10 protein-coding genes are annotated in these 13,813 nt (G+C 73.0%); 6 read left to right on the top strand and 4 right to left on the bottom strand.

The annotated features are described in order from the left end of the window. Positions 1-152 precede the first annotated feature (152 nt). Complete coding sequence (locus G9Q37_RS01180; protein ID WP_166223345.1) at positions 153-3,110, top strand: ribonuclease E/G; 2,958 nt, start codon at positions 153-155, stop codon at positions 3,108-3,110. A gap of 119 nt (positions 3,111-3,229) precedes the next feature. Here the strand turns inward: G9Q37_RS01180 and G9Q37_RS01175 are convergent, their stop codons facing one another. From G9Q37_RS01175 to hemC, 4 genes are read right to left on the bottom strand one after another with little or no spacing between them, the layout of a single operon-like run. After that, complete coding sequence (locus tag G9Q37_RS01175) at positions 3,230-4,516, bottom strand: heme biosynthesis HemY N-terminal domain-containing protein (RefSeq protein ID WP_166230837.1); 1,287 nt, start codon at positions 4,514-4,516, stop codon at positions 3,230-3,232. A gap of 23 nt (positions 4,517-4,539) precedes the next feature. Next, positions 4,540-5,700, bottom strand: a complete 1,161-nt coding sequence (locus tag G9Q37_RS01170; protein WP_166223343.1) for a uroporphyrinogen-III C-methyltransferase — start codon at positions 5,698-5,700, stop codon at positions 4,540-4,542. Further along, positions 5,697-6,539: a uroporphyrinogen-III synthase gene (locus G9Q37_RS01165; protein WP_240936473.1), complete on the bottom strand. Its 843-nt coding sequence runs from the start codon at positions 6,537-6,539 to the stop codon at positions 5,697-5,699. Before G9Q37_RS01165 ends, G9Q37_RS01170 begins: the two co-directional genes overlap by 4 nt. Positions 6,540-6,542: 3 nt before the next feature. Further along, positions 6,543-7,493, bottom strand: coding sequence for a hydroxymethylbilane synthase (gene hemC, locus G9Q37_RS01160; protein ID WP_166223341.1), 951 nt, complete (start codon positions 7,491-7,493; stop codon positions 6,543-6,545). A 149-nt stretch (positions 7,494-7,642) separates the two neighbouring features. On the opposite strand from hemC, the gene ppc reads away from it, so the two are divergent. From ppc to G9Q37_RS01135, 5 genes are all read left to right on the top strand, one after another. Beyond that, entirely contained in the window at positions 7,643-10,429 is a 2,787-nt protein-coding gene (gene ppc / locus G9Q37_RS01155; RefSeq protein WP_166223339.1) for a phosphoenolpyruvate carboxylase, read from the top strand. A 63-nt stretch (positions 10,430-10,492) separates the two neighbouring features. Continuing rightward, entirely contained in the window at positions 10,493-11,347 is an 855-nt protein-coding gene (locus G9Q37_RS01150; RefSeq protein WP_166223337.1) for a 3',5'-nucleoside bisphosphate phosphatase, read from the top strand. After that, the gene (locus G9Q37_RS01145; RefSeq protein ID WP_166223335.1) at positions 11,347-12,249 is read left to right on the top strand and encodes a DMT family transporter; all 903 of its coding nucleotides are present in this window, start codon (positions 11,347-11,349) and stop codon (positions 12,247-12,249) included. The genes G9Q37_RS01150 and G9Q37_RS01145 overlap by 1 nt, the downstream gene beginning before the upstream one ends. Before the next feature lie 14 nt (positions 12,250-12,263). Next, complete coding sequence (locus G9Q37_RS01140; RefSeq protein WP_166223332.1) at positions 12,264-13,172, top strand: DMT family transporter; 909 nt, start codon at positions 12,264-12,266, stop codon at positions 13,170-13,172. 3 nt (positions 13,173-13,175) lie between these two features. Beyond that, positions 13,176-13,811 (top strand): L-threonylcarbamoyladenylate synthase, encoded by a 636-nt coding sequence (locus tag G9Q37_RS01135; protein WP_166223329.1) that lies wholly within the window; start codon positions 13,176-13,178, stop codon positions 13,809-13,811. Positions 13,812-13,813: the final 2 nt, after the last annotated feature.

The following is a 13,813-nucleotide window of genomic DNA, read 5'->3' as shown; positions in this document are numbered from 1 at the left end:
GCGCCCGATGCGCGCGACGCCACCCACCGCCCGGTCACGGCTCTCCGGCAATTCCTCCTGCGTTCGTTGCGTGTGCGGCTTCCCGGCCTGACGGGCGGCCCGGGCAATTCGGCCCGAGCGCCGCCGTGTGTGCAGCACGAAGGGAACGCAACATGAAACGCATGCTGATCAATGCCACGCAGGCCGAAGAGCGCCGCCTGGCGATCGTGGACGGGCAGAAACTGCTCGACTACGAGATCGAGATCGAAGGGCGCGAACAGCGCAAGGGCAACATCTACAAGGCGGTGGTCACGCGCGTCGAGCCCTCGCTCGAAGCCTGCTTCGTCGACTACGGCGAAGACCGCCACGGCTTCCTGCCGTTCAAGGAAATTGCGCGCCAGTATTTCCAGGGCAATGTGTCGCCGTCGCAGGCGCGCATCCAGGACGTCATCAAGGAAGGCCAGGAGCTCATCGTCCAGGTCGAGAAGGAAGAGCGCGGCAACAAGGGCGCCGCACTCACCACCTTCATCAGCCTGGCCGGCCGCTACGTGGTGCTGATGCCCAACAACCCGCGCGGCGGTGGCGTGAGCCGCCGCATCGAGGGCGACGAACGCGCCGAACTCAAGGCCGCGCTCGACCAGCTCGAGTACCCCAACGGCATGAGCATCATCGCGCGCACCGCCGGCATCGGCCGCGAAGCGCCCGAGCTGCAGTGGGACCTGAACTACCTGCTCAAGCTCTGGACCGCGATCGACGGCGCCGCGCAATCGGGCAAGGGCGCCTTCCTGATCTACCAGGAATCGAGCCTGGTGATCCGCGCCATCCGCGACTACTTCAACAGCGACATCGGCGAGATCCTCATCGACACCGATGACATCTTCGAGCAGGCGCACCAGTTCATGAGCCACGTGATGCCCGAGCACGGGCACCGCGTGAAGCGCTACCGCGACGACGCGCCGCTGTTCAGCCGCTTCCAGATCGAGCACCAGATCGAGACCGCGTACAGCCGCATCGTGCAGCTGCCCAGCGGCGGCGCGATCGTGATCGACCAGACCGAAGCCCTGGTGGCCGTGGACGTGAACTCGGCGCGCGCCATCAAGGGCGGCGACATCGAAGAAACCGCCACGCGCACCAACCTCGAGGCCGCCGACGAAGTGGCCCGCCAGGCCCGCCTGCGCGACCTCGGTGGCCTGATCGTGATCGACTTCATCGACATGGAGGAGAGCAAGAACCGCCGCGAGGTCGAGAACCGCCTGCGCGACGCGCTGCGCCAGGACCGCGCCCGCGTGCAGTTCGCCTCCATCAGCAAGTTCGGCCTGCTCGAAATGAGCCGCCAGCGCCTCAAGCCCGCGCTCAACGAAGGCGCGTCCATCCCCTGCCCGCGCTGCGGCGGCTCCGGCCACATCCGCGACACCGAGTCCTCGGCGCTGCAGATCCTGCGCGTGATCCAGGAAGAGTCGCTCAAGGACAGCACGGCCGCCGTGCTGGTGCAGGTGCCGGTCGAGGTCGCCAGCTTCCTGCTCAACGAGAAGCGCACCGAGATCACCAAGATCGAACTCAAGCAGCGCATCAGCGTGCTGCTCGTGCCCAACAAGTCGCTCGACACCCCCAACTACAAGCTCGAGCGCCTCAAGCACGACGACCCGCGCCTGGACAACCTCGACTCGAGCTACAAGCTCGCCGAGGAAGTCGACGACGTGGCCAGCTTCACGCGCCGCAGCCAGGAGCGCACCAACAAGCAGGAGCCCGTGATCAAGGGCGTGCTGCCCGACGCGCCCGCGCCGGTGGCCGTGCCCAAGCCCGAGCAGCCCGCGCCCGCCCCGGTGGCTGCGCCCGTGGCCCCGGCCCCGGTGGCCGCTGCCCCGGCCGAAAAAGGCTTCTTCGGCTGGCTCAAGGGCCTGTTCGGCGGCGGCGCAGCGCCCGCGCCGGCCGCCCCGGCGCCCGCCGCTGCCACCCCGGCCGCGCGCGACGGCGCGCGCACCGAAGGCCGCCGTGAAGGCGGCCGCGACGGTGGCCGTGGCCGCCGCGGTGGCCGTGGCGCAGAGCGTGGTGAGGGCCGCGACAACCGCGAAGGCCGCAACGGCCAGCGCGAGGCTCAGTCGCCGCGCGAAGCCGGGGCCGACGGCCAGCCGCGGGGCAACCGCGGTGAGAACCGCCGCAACGGCGAAGCCCGTCCCGAAGGCCGCAACGGCCAGCGCGAAGGTCAGCGCGACAGCGCGACCCCGCGCGACGCTGGCGCCGAAGGCCAGCGCAGCGAGCAGGCACGCCCTGAGCGACAAGGCGAAGGCCGCCGCGGTGAACGCCGCGGCGAGCGCCGCGAGGCCGCCCCCGCCGACGCCACGAACGAACTGGCCCAGGCCGTGCCCGCGAGCGAAGCCGCCGAGGGCAGCGAGCAGCCCCCGCGCCGCGAGCGTGGCGAACGCGGCGGCCGCGGCCGTGGCCGCGACGGTGAGCGCCGCCGCCCCGAGGGCCAGGACGCCCCGCGCGCCGACGAGAGCGCCGAGCAGCCCCAGGCCGAGGCCGTGACCACGGCCGAAGGCAGCGCCGAGGGTGGTGACGAGCAGGCCCCGCGCGAGCGCCGCAGCCGCGACCGTTATGGCCGCGACCGCCGTGGCGATCGCCGCGAGCGCCCGGCGCGTGAAGGCGGCGAAGCCCCCGCCGAAGCCGGCGACACGCAGCCCATGGCCGAGGCGGCCGACACCGCGGCCGAGCAGGATGCAGCGCCCGTGCGCAGCTACTTCACCATGCCCGCTCCGGCCGCGGCAACCGCCGCACCCGCGGCGCCGGTGGTGGCCGCGCCCACCCCGGTGAGCGCCGCCCCGGCGCCCGTGGCCGCTCCCGCGCCGGCAGCCCCCGCGGCGCCGACCACCGCGCGCGCCATGCCCGCGGTGCAGGCCTACACGCTCAGCGTGCCCGAGCTGCAGGCCGTGGCCGCGGCCAGCGGCCTCGAGTGGGTGAACTCCGACGCCGAGAAGGTGGCGCAGGCGCAGGCCGCGATCGCCGCCGAGCCCAAGCCCGTCCACGTGCCGCGCGAGCCCAAACCCGTGGTCGTGCTCGACGAGGGCCCGCTGGTGCTGGTGGAAACGCGCAAGGACCTGAGCCAGGTCGTGCTGCCCTTCGAGACCCGCTGAGCCCCGGCCCGCGCGGCGCTGCGGCGCTGCGCTCCCCACAAAAAAGCCACCTCGCGGTGGCTTTTTTTCATGGGGCCTGCGGCGCCGGGCCGGGCGCCCGCCGCGGCAGCGGCCGCCGTTCAGTCGAGCAAGGCCGCCTGCTTCCAGGCCTCGCCCGCGGCGGCGCTGTCACCGCGCTCTTCGGCCAGGCGCGCGAGCGCGCGCCAGGTGCGGCGCTGCAGCGTGGTGTCGCTGAGCCCGTGGCGGGCCTGGCCCAGCAGTTGGGCGGCCTTGCCCCAGAGCTGGCGGTGCAGGCAGGCCTGGCCGGCCAGGTACTGCAGGTGCGGGTTCTGCGGCCACTGGCGCTGCAGGTTCTCCAGGCGCGCGAGGCCGGCTGCGTCCAGGTGCTCGAGCTCGGGTTCGAACACACGCGCCAGCCGCGCCTGCTGGCCCGCCTCGAGCGCACCGAACTGTTCCCACAACGGTTCGAGCCAGGCCCGCACGCGCGCTGCGGTGTCGGCCTGCAGGCCCTCGTCGCCCGCAGCGTCCAGGCGCATCAGCGCATGGGCGCGGTCGGCCGCGGCGAGCGCCACCGCGGGCACGCCGCGTTCGCTCTCGTCGAGCCCGTCCCACACGCGCTGTAATTGGGCGAGATCATGGGCATCGCGCAGGGCGTCGAGCGCGAGCCCGCGCACGATGCTGGCCGCGGCCTCGGGCGAAAACGCGCGGTGCTTGGCGAGCAGGCGCGCGGTTTCGAGCGCCTCGTCGGTGGCTTCGCCCAGGCGCGCCACGCGCAGCTTCAGGCGCAAGGCCTGGATGCGCCGCGCGGCGCCCTGCGGCAACTCGGCCAGGCGGCTGCGCGCGGCCTCGGGGTCGCGGTCTTCCACGGCCCAGCGCACGGCGCGCAACAGCGCGCCCTCGGCCATTTCGGGCGAGGCCTTGGCCACCTCGGGGCGCAGCGCGGCCTGCAGGTGCTCGTCGCGCTGGGCGCGGTTCTGCAGCGCGTGGGCGCTTTCGGCGGCGAGCAGGTGGGCCAGCGCCTCGAGCTGCGCGCGCCGCGGCCAGTCGTTGCTGGTGCTGCCCTGCAGGTGCTGCAGCGCGTTGCGCGCCGCGCCCTGCGCGCGCACGAAGCGGCCGGCGAGCTGGTTGGCGAGCGCGTCCAGCACCCAGCCCACCACGGCGCGTTCCATCTGCAGGCTGCGCCAGCGCCGCGCCTGCGTGGGCAGTTCGCGCACCACGGCCAGCGCGCGCAGCGCCACGTAGACCAGCACGAAGCCCGCGATGAGCGCGAACAGGAAGAAGTTGAACGAGACGTCGAAGCGCCATGGCGGCCAGAACAGCGTGACCGTGCCGCGGTTGTTGCCCACGAGCAGTGCGAGCGCCACCGCCAGCGCCGCGAGGCCCAGCAGCCAGAACACGCTGCGCATGGCGCCACGTTGACGCGAGCGCATCAGCGGCCCCGCGCCGCCGCGGCAAGCGCGGCGAGCGTCTCGTCGGGGCGCGGCAGGTCTTGCGCCACCAGGTCGCGCCGCAGGCGGCCGAGGCTGCCGAGCGCGTTGTTGACCGCTGGCGAGCGCGTGTCGAAGTAGCGCCGCAGCAGGTTCTCCACCGCGAGCACGTCGGCCTGGCTCGCGGGCAGCTGCCGCGCCAGCAGCGCCAGGCGCGCGTTGAGCAGTTGCAGCTTGATGTTCTCGCGCAGGAAGAAGGCCTGTTCGGGCGCCAGCAGCGCGGCTTCGGGCTGGTCGATGCGGCTCACGCGCACGAGGTCACGCGCCTGCCGCAACGTGTGCTCCCAGGTGGCCGACCACCACGCGTTCCAGCGCGCGACGGCCTGCTGCCAGGCGCCGGGTGCGGTCCCGTCGGCCCCCGGGGCCGGCGCGTCGCCGGCGCCGGGGGCAGCGGCTTCGACCGCCGGCTCGCGCGCCACCGCGGCGCGCGTGCGCGCGGCCGACGCCGACTGGCCCACCGCGTTCGCCGTGGGCCAGCCGTCGACCTGGCGCACGAGCTCGTCGAGCTGGTTCGCGAGCGCGGGGATGTCGGCCAGCGCAGCGCCGCGGATGCGGTCGATGTCGCGCGCGATGGCGCGCTGCACCGGGTTCAAGCGGGGCTGCGCCGCGCGCGCGATGCGCTGGTCGGCCGCCTGCAGGGCCGAGATCAGCGGCTGCGCGCTGCCCGTGAGCTGGCCCTGCTGCAGGGCCACGCGCAGGCTGGCCTCGAGGTCCTGCACCAGGTTGTCGTCGCGCGAGCGCGACAGCGAGAGCATGAGTTCTTCGAGCTGGCTGCGCTGCAGGCTCACCTCGGACAGACGCACCTCGGCCACGCTCAGGCGGGCCTGCAGCTCCTGGGTGAGCGCTTCGGCCTGCGAGGCCAGGGTGCGGGCTTCGACCACCTGGGCCTCGGCGTCGCGCGCGCGCCGCGCGAGTTCTTCCTGGGTGAAGCCCAGGCGCTGCCAGAGCAGACCGCACATCACCAGCGCCACCACCGCCACGGCCAGCACGAAGAGCACGAGGCCGTTGGCGGCGCGCGGCCGGTCGGCCGCGGGGCCCGGGCCGGCGGGGGCCGCAGCGGGCGCCGAGGAAGACGGGGTGGGATCGGGGACAGCGGCGTTCATGGGGAACCGTTCCAGGATTCTAGGGCGCGCATCACGTCGGCCAGGGCCGGACGGGCCTGCACCACCTCGGCAAAACCGAGCAGGCGCGCGGCCTCGGCGATGCGCGGGTGCGTGACCAGCGCGGCGGCCCGCGCGCCCAGGGGCCAGTGGCCCTGCAGCGCCTGCAGGGCCTCGCTGCTGCTGATCAGCCAGACCTGGCCGCGGCCCGTGAAATCACGCAGCCGCGAAAAGTCGGCCGGGCCAGGCTCGATGAGCTCGCGGCGGTAGGCCACGCAGGCCTCCACCTCGACCCCGGCCGCGCGGCAGCGCTCGATCAACCATTCGCGGCCCTGCCCCGGCAGGCTGCCGTCGGCGCCGCCCTCGGACGCGCCGCGCACCACGAGCAGGCGCCGCCCCGGCTGCACCTGCCCGGCGATCACGGGCCACAGGTGTTCGGAGTCGAACTGGCTGGCCTCGCGCGGCGGCATGTCGATGCGGTCTTCGCCGATGCCCAGCGGCCACAGCGCCTGCGACAGTGCGCGCGCCGTGCCCGGGCCGGGCGCCCAGAAGCGCGTGCTGCCGTTGTCGGGCGACAGGGTGTCGGCGAAGAAGCGCTGCACCGCGGCCGCGCTCACGAACATCAGCGCGTCCTGCGAGGTCCAGGCCTTGCGCCAGTGGGCAAGCCGGTCGCGTTCGGGACCGGTGTGGGGATCGGCGATGCGCAGCAGCGGCCAGGCGTCGGCGGTCCAGCCGCGCTCACGCAGCGCCTGCACCCAGCGCGTGGCCTCGGGCTCGGGCCGCGTGACGACGACGCGCTGCACGCGCCCTGCGTCTGCCCGGGCGTCGATCGGCGCGGGCACGGCTCAGGCCTCCTGTGCGGGCGCGTGGGCGCCGCCGGCGCGCAGCGCCTCGGCCACGCGCGCGCCCAAGGCCTCGGCGGCGGACAGGTCGGCCACCTCGGCCACGGCCTCGGCACGCAGCAGCGGCGCCTGACCCTCGGGCTCGCCCCAGGCCCCGCGCAGGCGCAGCCGTTCGCCGAGCCAGTCGGCATGGGCCGCCAGCGGCATGGAGCAGCTGCCACCGAGCGCGCGCGAGACGGTGCGTTCGGCGGCCACGCGCAGCCAGGTGGCCTGGTGGGCCAGCGGGCGCAGGGCTTCGATCAGGTCGTGGCGGTCGGCACGCACCTCGATGCCGAGCGCGCCCTGGCCGGCCGCGGGCAGCGATTGTTCGGGCTCGAAGATGGCGCGGATGCGCGCGCCCAGGCCCAGGCGCTTGAGGCCGGCGGCCGCGAGCACGATGGCGTGGTACTGGCCTTCGTCGAGCTTGCGCAGCCGCGTGTCGAGGTTGCCGCGCAGCGGTTCGATGCGCACGTCGCCACGGCCCAGGGCGCGCAGCGCGTCGCGCAGCAGCACCACGCGGCGCAGGCTCGAGGTGCCCACCACCGCGCCCGGCGGCAGATCGGCCAGGCCAGCGCAGTGCGGCGACACCCAGGCGTCGCGCGGGTCTTCGCGCTCCATCACGCAGGCCAGCGCGAAGCCGGGCGGCAACTCCATCGGCACGTCCTTGAGCGAGTGCACCGCGATGTCGGCGCGGCCGTCTTCGAGCGCAAGTTCGAGCTCTTTCACGAACAGGCCCTTGCCGCCCACCTTGGAGAGGGTGCGGTCGAGGATCTGGTCGCCCAGCGTGGTCATGCCCAGCAGGGTGACGCGGTGGCCGCGCGCTTCGAGCAGGGCCTTCACGTGTTCGGCCTGCCACAGCGCGAGACGGCTTTCGCGGGTGGCGATGGTGATGGCCTGGGGCGTGGACTGGGACATGGGCATGCAGACACTGGCGGGAACAAGCGCCCGTGAGAGTCCGGCGGTTGGTAATCGGTTCGGAACCCGCGGGCTCGCGGTCGATGCTAGCATGCGCCCCGCTGTCTCCGCCCCTCGTCCCCGTCCTCTCGCCGCCGCGCGAGCCCCCCATGAGCCGAACGATTCCGCGCGCCGCCCGGCGCGACGACAAGGACCGCCCCCTCATCGAAGACATCCGGCTGCTGGGCCGCATCCTGGGCGACGTGATCCGCGAGCAGGAAGGGGCTGCGGCCTTTGAGCTCATCGAGCGCATCCGCCAGCTCTCGGTGGCCTTTCGCCGCGACGCCGACCGCGCGGCCGACAAGGCGCTCAAGAAGCTGCTCAAGTCGCTCAGCGCCGACCAGACGGTGAGCGTGATCCGCGCCTTCACCTATTTCAGCCACCTCGCCAACCTGGCCGAAGACCGCCACCACATCCGCCGCCGCGCGGTGCACGAGCGCGCGGGGGGCCTGCAAACCGGCAGCCTGGGCCTGGCGCTGCAGCGCCTGCAGGCCGCGGGCCTCACGCCCGATACCGTGGCGCACACCCTGGCCGCGGCGCACCTGTCGCCCGTGCTCACGGCCCACCCCACCGAGGTGCAGCGCAAGAGCATCCTCGACGCCGAGCGCGACATCGCGCGGCTACTGGCCGAGCGCGACCTAGCGCTGCCGCGCGAGCAGGCCACGATCGAGGCGCAGATGCGCGCCCGTGTGACGCAGCTATGGCAGACGCGCCTGCTGCGCTTCACCAAGCTCAGCGTGGCCGACGAGATCGAGAACGCGCTCAGCCACTACGAAAGCACCTTCCTGTCGCAGATCCCGCGCCTGTACGCCGAGCTCGAGGCCGGGCTGGGCCGCCCCGTGGCGCCCTTCCTGCGCATGGGCCAGTGGATCGGCGGCGACCGCGACGGCAACCCCAACGTCACCGCGGCCACGCTGGAGCTCGCGCTGCAGCGCCAGGCCGATCTCGCGCTGCGCCACCACCTCACGCAGGTGCACCTGCTGGGCGGCGAGCTGTCCATGTCGGGCATGCTGGTGGGCGCGAGCGCCGAGATGCAGGCCCTGGCCGAGCGCTCGCCCGACACCAACGCCCACCGCCAGGACGAGCCCTACCGCCGCGCCCTCACCGGCATGTACGCGCGCCTGGCCGCCACGCTCAAGGCGCTCACGGGCGGCGAGGCCGCGCGCCACGCGGTGGCGCCGCAGAACGCCTATGCGGACGCGGCCGAATTCCTCGCCGACCTGCGCACCATCGAGGCCTCGCTGCGCGCGCACCACGGCGCGGCCCTGATCGACGCGCGCCTGCGCCCGCTGATCCGCGCGGTCGAGGTGTTCGGCTTCCACCTCGCCACCATCGACCTGCGCCAGAGCTCCGACCAGCATGAAGCGGTGGTCGCCGAGCTGCTCGCGGCGGCACAGATCGAGCCCGATTACGCCGCGCTCGGCGAGGACGCCAAGCGCGCCGTGCTGCTGCGCGCGCTCAACGACGTGCGCCCGCTGCGCGTGCCCGGCACCGCCTACAGCGCGCACACGCAGGGCGAACTCGCTATCTTCGAAACCGCGCGCAGCGGCCGCGAGCGTTTCGGTACGGCGGCCATCCGCCACGCCATCATCAGCCACACCGAGACCGTGAGCGACCTGCTCGAGGTGCTGCTGCTGCAGAAAGAAGCCGGCCTGGTGCGCGGCACGCTGGCGCAGGGCGCGGTGGCCGACCTCATCGTGGTGCCGCTGTTCGAAACCATCGAGGACCTGCGAAACGCCGCGCCCATCCTGCGCGCCTACTACGACCTGCCGGGCGTGCGCGCCATGGTCCAGCGCGGTGCGGCCGACGGCTATGGCGAGCAGGACGTGATGCTCGGCTACTCCGACAGCAACAAGGACGGCGGCATCTTCACGAGCAACTGGGAGCTCTACCGCGCCGAGACCGCGCTCGTGAAGCTGTTCGACGAGCTCAATGCGGGCAACGGAAAGGCCATCGGCCTGAGGATGTTCCACGGCCGCGGCGGCACCGTGGGCCGGGGCGGCGGCCCGAGCTACCAGGCCATCCTCGCGCAGCCGCCGGGCACGGTGCGCGGCCAGATCCGCCTGACCGAGCAGGGCGAGGTGATCGGCGCCAAGTACGCCAACCCCGAGATCGGCCGCCGCAACCTCGAAACCCTGGTGGCGGCCACGCTCGAGGCCACGCTGCTGCAGCCCACGCGCGAAGCCTCGCCCGCCTTTCTCAAGGCCGCCGAGGCGCTGTCGCGCGCGAGCATGGCGGCCTACCGCGCCCTGGTCTACGACACACCGCGTTTTGCCGATTACTTCTTCGGCGCCACGCCGATCCGCGAGATCGCCGAGCTCAACATCGGCTCGCGCCCCGCGAGCCGCAAGGCCACGGGCCGCATCGAAGACCTGCGCGCCATTCCCTGGGGCTTCAGCTGGGGCCAGTGCCGGCTCACGCTGCCCGGCTGGTACGGCTTCGGCGCGGCGGTGCAGGCCTTCGTGGCCGACGACCCGAAACACGCCGCGCTGCTCAAGCGCATGCACCGCGACTGGCCGTTCTTCAGCACCCTGCTCTCCAACATGGACATGGTGCTGGCCAAAAGCGACATGGCTCTGGCCTCGCTCTACGCCGAACTGGTGGAGGACAAGGCGCTGCGCCGCAAGGTGTTCAGCGCCATCGAGGCCGAGTGGCAGCGCACCGTCGACGCGCTGGCGCTGATCACGGGCGAGCCCGAGCGCCTGGCCGGCAACGCCGCGCTGCGCCGCTCGATCGAGCACCGCTTCCCCTACATCGACCCGCTGCACCACCTGCAGGTCGAGCTGATCCGCCGCCACCGCGCGGGCGCGCTCGCGCACGACGACGACGGCAAGCTGCGCCGCGGCATCCACATCGCGATCAACGGCATCGCGGCCGGCCTGCGCAACACCGGCTGAGCGGGACCGCTGCGGTGACAACGGCGACAGCGGGGACATGGCGCGGCACCTAAAATCGCCCGGGTGAACCCCTTGCTCAACGCCGACCTGCACTGCCATTCCACCCTCTCGGACGGCACGCTCGAACCCGAGGTGCTGGCCGCGCGCGCCAAGGACAACGGCGTGGAGCTCTGGGCCCTGACCGACCACGACGAGCTCGGCGGTCAGCACCGCGCCATGGCCGCGGCGCGCGACCTGGGCCTGCCCTACCTCACGGGCGTCGAGATCTCGGTGACCTTCGCGGGCACCACGGTCCACATCGTGGGCCTGGGCATGGACCCCGGCAACGCGGCCCTGCTCGATGGCCTGCGCGCCACGCGCGGCGGGCGCGAGCAGCGCGCACGCGAAATGGCCGACGGCCTGGCCCAGGTGGGCATCAAGGGCGCATTCGAAGGGGCCTTGCGCTACGTGGGCAACCCCGACCTGATCTCGCGTTCGCACTTCGCGCGCCACCTGGTCGACAGCGGCGTGTGCCGCGACGTGCCCGAGGTGTTCCGCAAGTACCTCACCGAGGGCAAGCCCGGCTTCGTGCCGCACCGCTGGGCCGCGCTCGGCGACGCGGTGCGCTGGATCACGGGCGCGGGCGGCGTGGCCGTGATCGCCCACCCGGGCCGCTACAAGTTCACGCCCACCGAGGAGTACGCGCTGTTCTCCGAGTTCAGGCAGCACGGCGGCCAGGCGTGCGAGGTGGTCACGGGCGCGCACAGCACGTCCGAGTACGCCAAGTACGCGGGCTTCTGCGCCGAGTTCGGCCTGGCCGCTTCGCGCGGCAGCGATTTCCACAGCCCCGACGAAAGCCACACCGACCTGGGCAAGCTGCCCGACCTGCCCGGCAGCGTGACGCCGGTGTGGTCGCTGCTGGCCGAGCGGGTCCATTGATGGCCATCGCCCCACGGCCTGGCCAGGCGCTCGCCGGCATCGGCTTCCTCGTCGCGGCCACCGCCTGCTTCGCGGTGCTCGACACCACGGTGAAGGTGGTGGGCGCGGTGGTCTCGGTGCTGCTCGCGGTGTGGTTCCGCTACGCCTTCCACGCCGTGGCGGTCACGGCCGTGATGCTGCCGCTGCGCGGGCGCTCGCTCTGGCGCACCGAACACCCGCGCTTCCAGCTGCTGCGCGGCCTGTTGCTGCTGTCGGTGAGCGGCATGTCCTTCCTCGCGGTGCAGTACATGCCCGTGGGCGAGTTCACCGCCATCGTCATGGTCACGCCGCTGGCCGTGACGCTGCTGGCCGCGCTGTTCCTGGGCGAGCGCGTGAAGCCCTTGCGCTGGCTGCTGGTGGCGGGCGGCTTCGCGGGCGCGCTGCTGGTGGTGCGGCCGGGGGCCGGCGTGGTGGGCTGGGCCGCGCTGATCCCGCTCACCCTGGTGTTCCTCTATGCCTGGTTCCAGATCCTCACCGCGCGCATGGCCCGCACCGAAGACCCGATGACCCTGCACTTCTACACCGGCTGGGTCGGTGCCCTGGTGGCCAGCGCAGCGCTGCCCTTCGTGTGGCAGGCCGTGCCCGACGCGCGCACGCTCGCGCAGCTGTGCCTGGTCGGGCTCATGGGCACGGTGGGCCACTTCCTGCTGATCCTCGCGTTCCAGCGCGCGCCGGCGTCCACGCTCTCGCCCTTCCTGTACACGCAGATCGGCTTCGCCATGCTGTGCGGCTGGGTGGTCTACCACCATGTGCCGGGCGCGCTCGAGCTCGCGGGCATCGCGCTCATCGTGGTGTGCGGCGCCAGCGCGAGCTGGCTCACGGCGCGCGAGCAGCGCCTGCCCGTGGACGCGCCCGAGGCCTGAGCCGCCCCCCAAGCATGAACACCGCCGCCGCCCTGCTTCCGACCCGCACGCTCGCCGGCATCGGCCTGGCGGTCGCGGCCACGGCCTGCTTCGGCCTGCTCGACACCACCGTCAAATTGGTGGGCGCCGTGATGCCGGTGCTCATGATCGTGTGGTTCCGCTACCTGTTCCATGCCGTGGCCACCACGGCGGTGCTGTTGCCGCTGCGCGGGCGCGCCGCCTGGCGCACCGCGCACCCGCGCTTCCAGCTGCTGCGCGGCGCGCTGTTGCTCTCGCTCAGCCTCATGGGCGTGGTGGCGCTGCAGCAGATGCCGGTGGGCGAGTTCACGGCCATTCTCATGTTCACGCCGCTGGCCGTGACGCTGCTGGGCGCCACCGTGCTGCGCGAGCGCGTGTCGGCCTGGCAATGGGCCCTGGTGGCGGGCGGTTTCGCGGGCGTGCTGCTGGTGGTGCGGCCCGAGGGCGAGGACATCGGCTGGGCGAGCATCCTGCCCCTGACCATGGTGTTCATGAGCGCCTGGTTCCAGATCCTCACCGCGCGCATGGCCCGCACCGAAGACCCGCTGACCATGCACCTCTACACCGGCTGGGTGGGCGCACTCGTGTCGAGCGCGCTGCTGCCCTTCGTGTGGCAGGCCATTCCCGACGCGCGCACCTTCGGCCTGCTGGTGCTCGTGGGCAGCATGGGCACGGTGGGCCACCTGATGCTCATCATGGCGTTCCAGCGCGCGCCGGCCTCCACCCTGTCGCCGTACCTGTATGCGCAGATCGCCTTCGCCATGGTGTTCGGCTGGCTGGTGTTCGCCCACGTGCCGGGGACGGTGGAGCTCACCGGCATCGCCCTCATCGTGCTGTGCGGCGCGGTGAGCGGCTGGCGCGCCACCCGCAGCCGTTCGCTGCCCATCGCACCGCCGGAGGATTGAGCCATGTCGCAGCTGTTCAGCGTGCACCCCGACAACCCTCAGCCGCGCCTGCTCAAGCAGGCGGTATCGCTGCTCGAGCGCGGCGGCGTCATCGCCGTGCCCACCGATTCGAGCTACGCGCTGGCCTGCCAGCTCGACGACAAGGCCGCGGCCGACCGGCTGCGCCGCATCCGCGAGGTCGACGACAAGCACCACCTCACGCTGCTGTGCCGCGACCTCAGCGAGCTCGCGAGCTACGCCAAGGTGGACAACCGCCAGTACCGCCTGCTCAAGCTCGCCACGCCCGGCCCCTACACCTTCATCCTCGAAGCCAGCAAGGAAGTGCCGCGCCGCGTGAGCCACCCCTCGCGCAAGACCATCGGCCTGCGCGTGCCCGAGCACCGCGCGCTGCTCGACCTGCTGCAACTGCACGGCGCGCCGCTGCTGGCCACCACGCTGATCCTCCCTGGCGACGAGCACCCGCTCAACGACCCCGAGGCCATCCGCGAGCGGCTGCAGCACGAGATCGACGCCGTGATCGACGCCGGCGCCTGCGCGCTCGAACCCACCACCGTGCTCGACCTCGTGCCCATGGGCACGGGCGGCGAGCCCGAGGTGGTGCGCGAAGGCCAGGGCGCGCTCGCGCCGCTCGGGCTCTGATC

It is taken from the genome of Hydrogenophaga crocea (genome assembly GCF_011388215.1).
Taxonomy (GTDB): Bacteria; Pseudomonadota; Gammaproteobacteria; order Burkholderiales; family Burkholderiaceae_C; genus Hydrogenophaga; species Hydrogenophaga crocea.
The sequence above is the reverse complement of the archived record's forward strand: the minus strand, read 5'-3'. Positions and strand labels throughout refer to the sequence as shown.

Excerpts from the sequence above, each read along its gene's own strand:
- G9Q37_RS01180 (WP_166223345.1), top strand. The coding sequence starts at position 153 with ATGAAACGCATGCTGATCAATGCCACGCAGGCCGAAGAGCGCCGCCTG.
- G9Q37_RS01135 (WP_166223329.1), top strand. The coding sequence starts at position 13,176 with ATGTCGCAGCTGTTCAGCGTGCACCCCGACAACCCTCAGCCGCGCCTG.
- hemC (WP_166223341.1), bottom strand. The coding sequence starts at position 7,493 with ATGTCCCAGTCCACGCCCCAGGCCATCACCATCGCCACCCGCGAAAGC.
- G9Q37_RS01145 (WP_166223335.1), top strand. The coding sequence starts at position 11,347 with ATGGCCATCGCCCCACGGCCTGGCCAGGCGCTCGCCGGCATCGGCTTC.
- G9Q37_RS01170 (WP_166223343.1), bottom strand. The coding sequence starts at position 5,700 with ATGAACGCCGCTGTCCCCGATCCCACCCCGTCTTCCTCGGCGCCCGCT.
- G9Q37_RS01140 (WP_166223332.1), top strand. The coding sequence starts at position 12,264 with ATGAACACCGCCGCCGCCCTGCTTCCGACCCGCACGCTCGCCGGCATC.
- ppc (WP_166223339.1), top strand. The coding sequence starts at position 7,643 with ATGAGCCGAACGATTCCGCGCGCCGCCCGGCGCGACGACAAGGACCGC.
- G9Q37_RS01175 (WP_166230837.1), bottom strand. The coding sequence starts at position 4,516 with ATGCGCAGCGTGTTCTGGCTGCTGGGCCTCGCGGCGCTGGCGGTGGCG.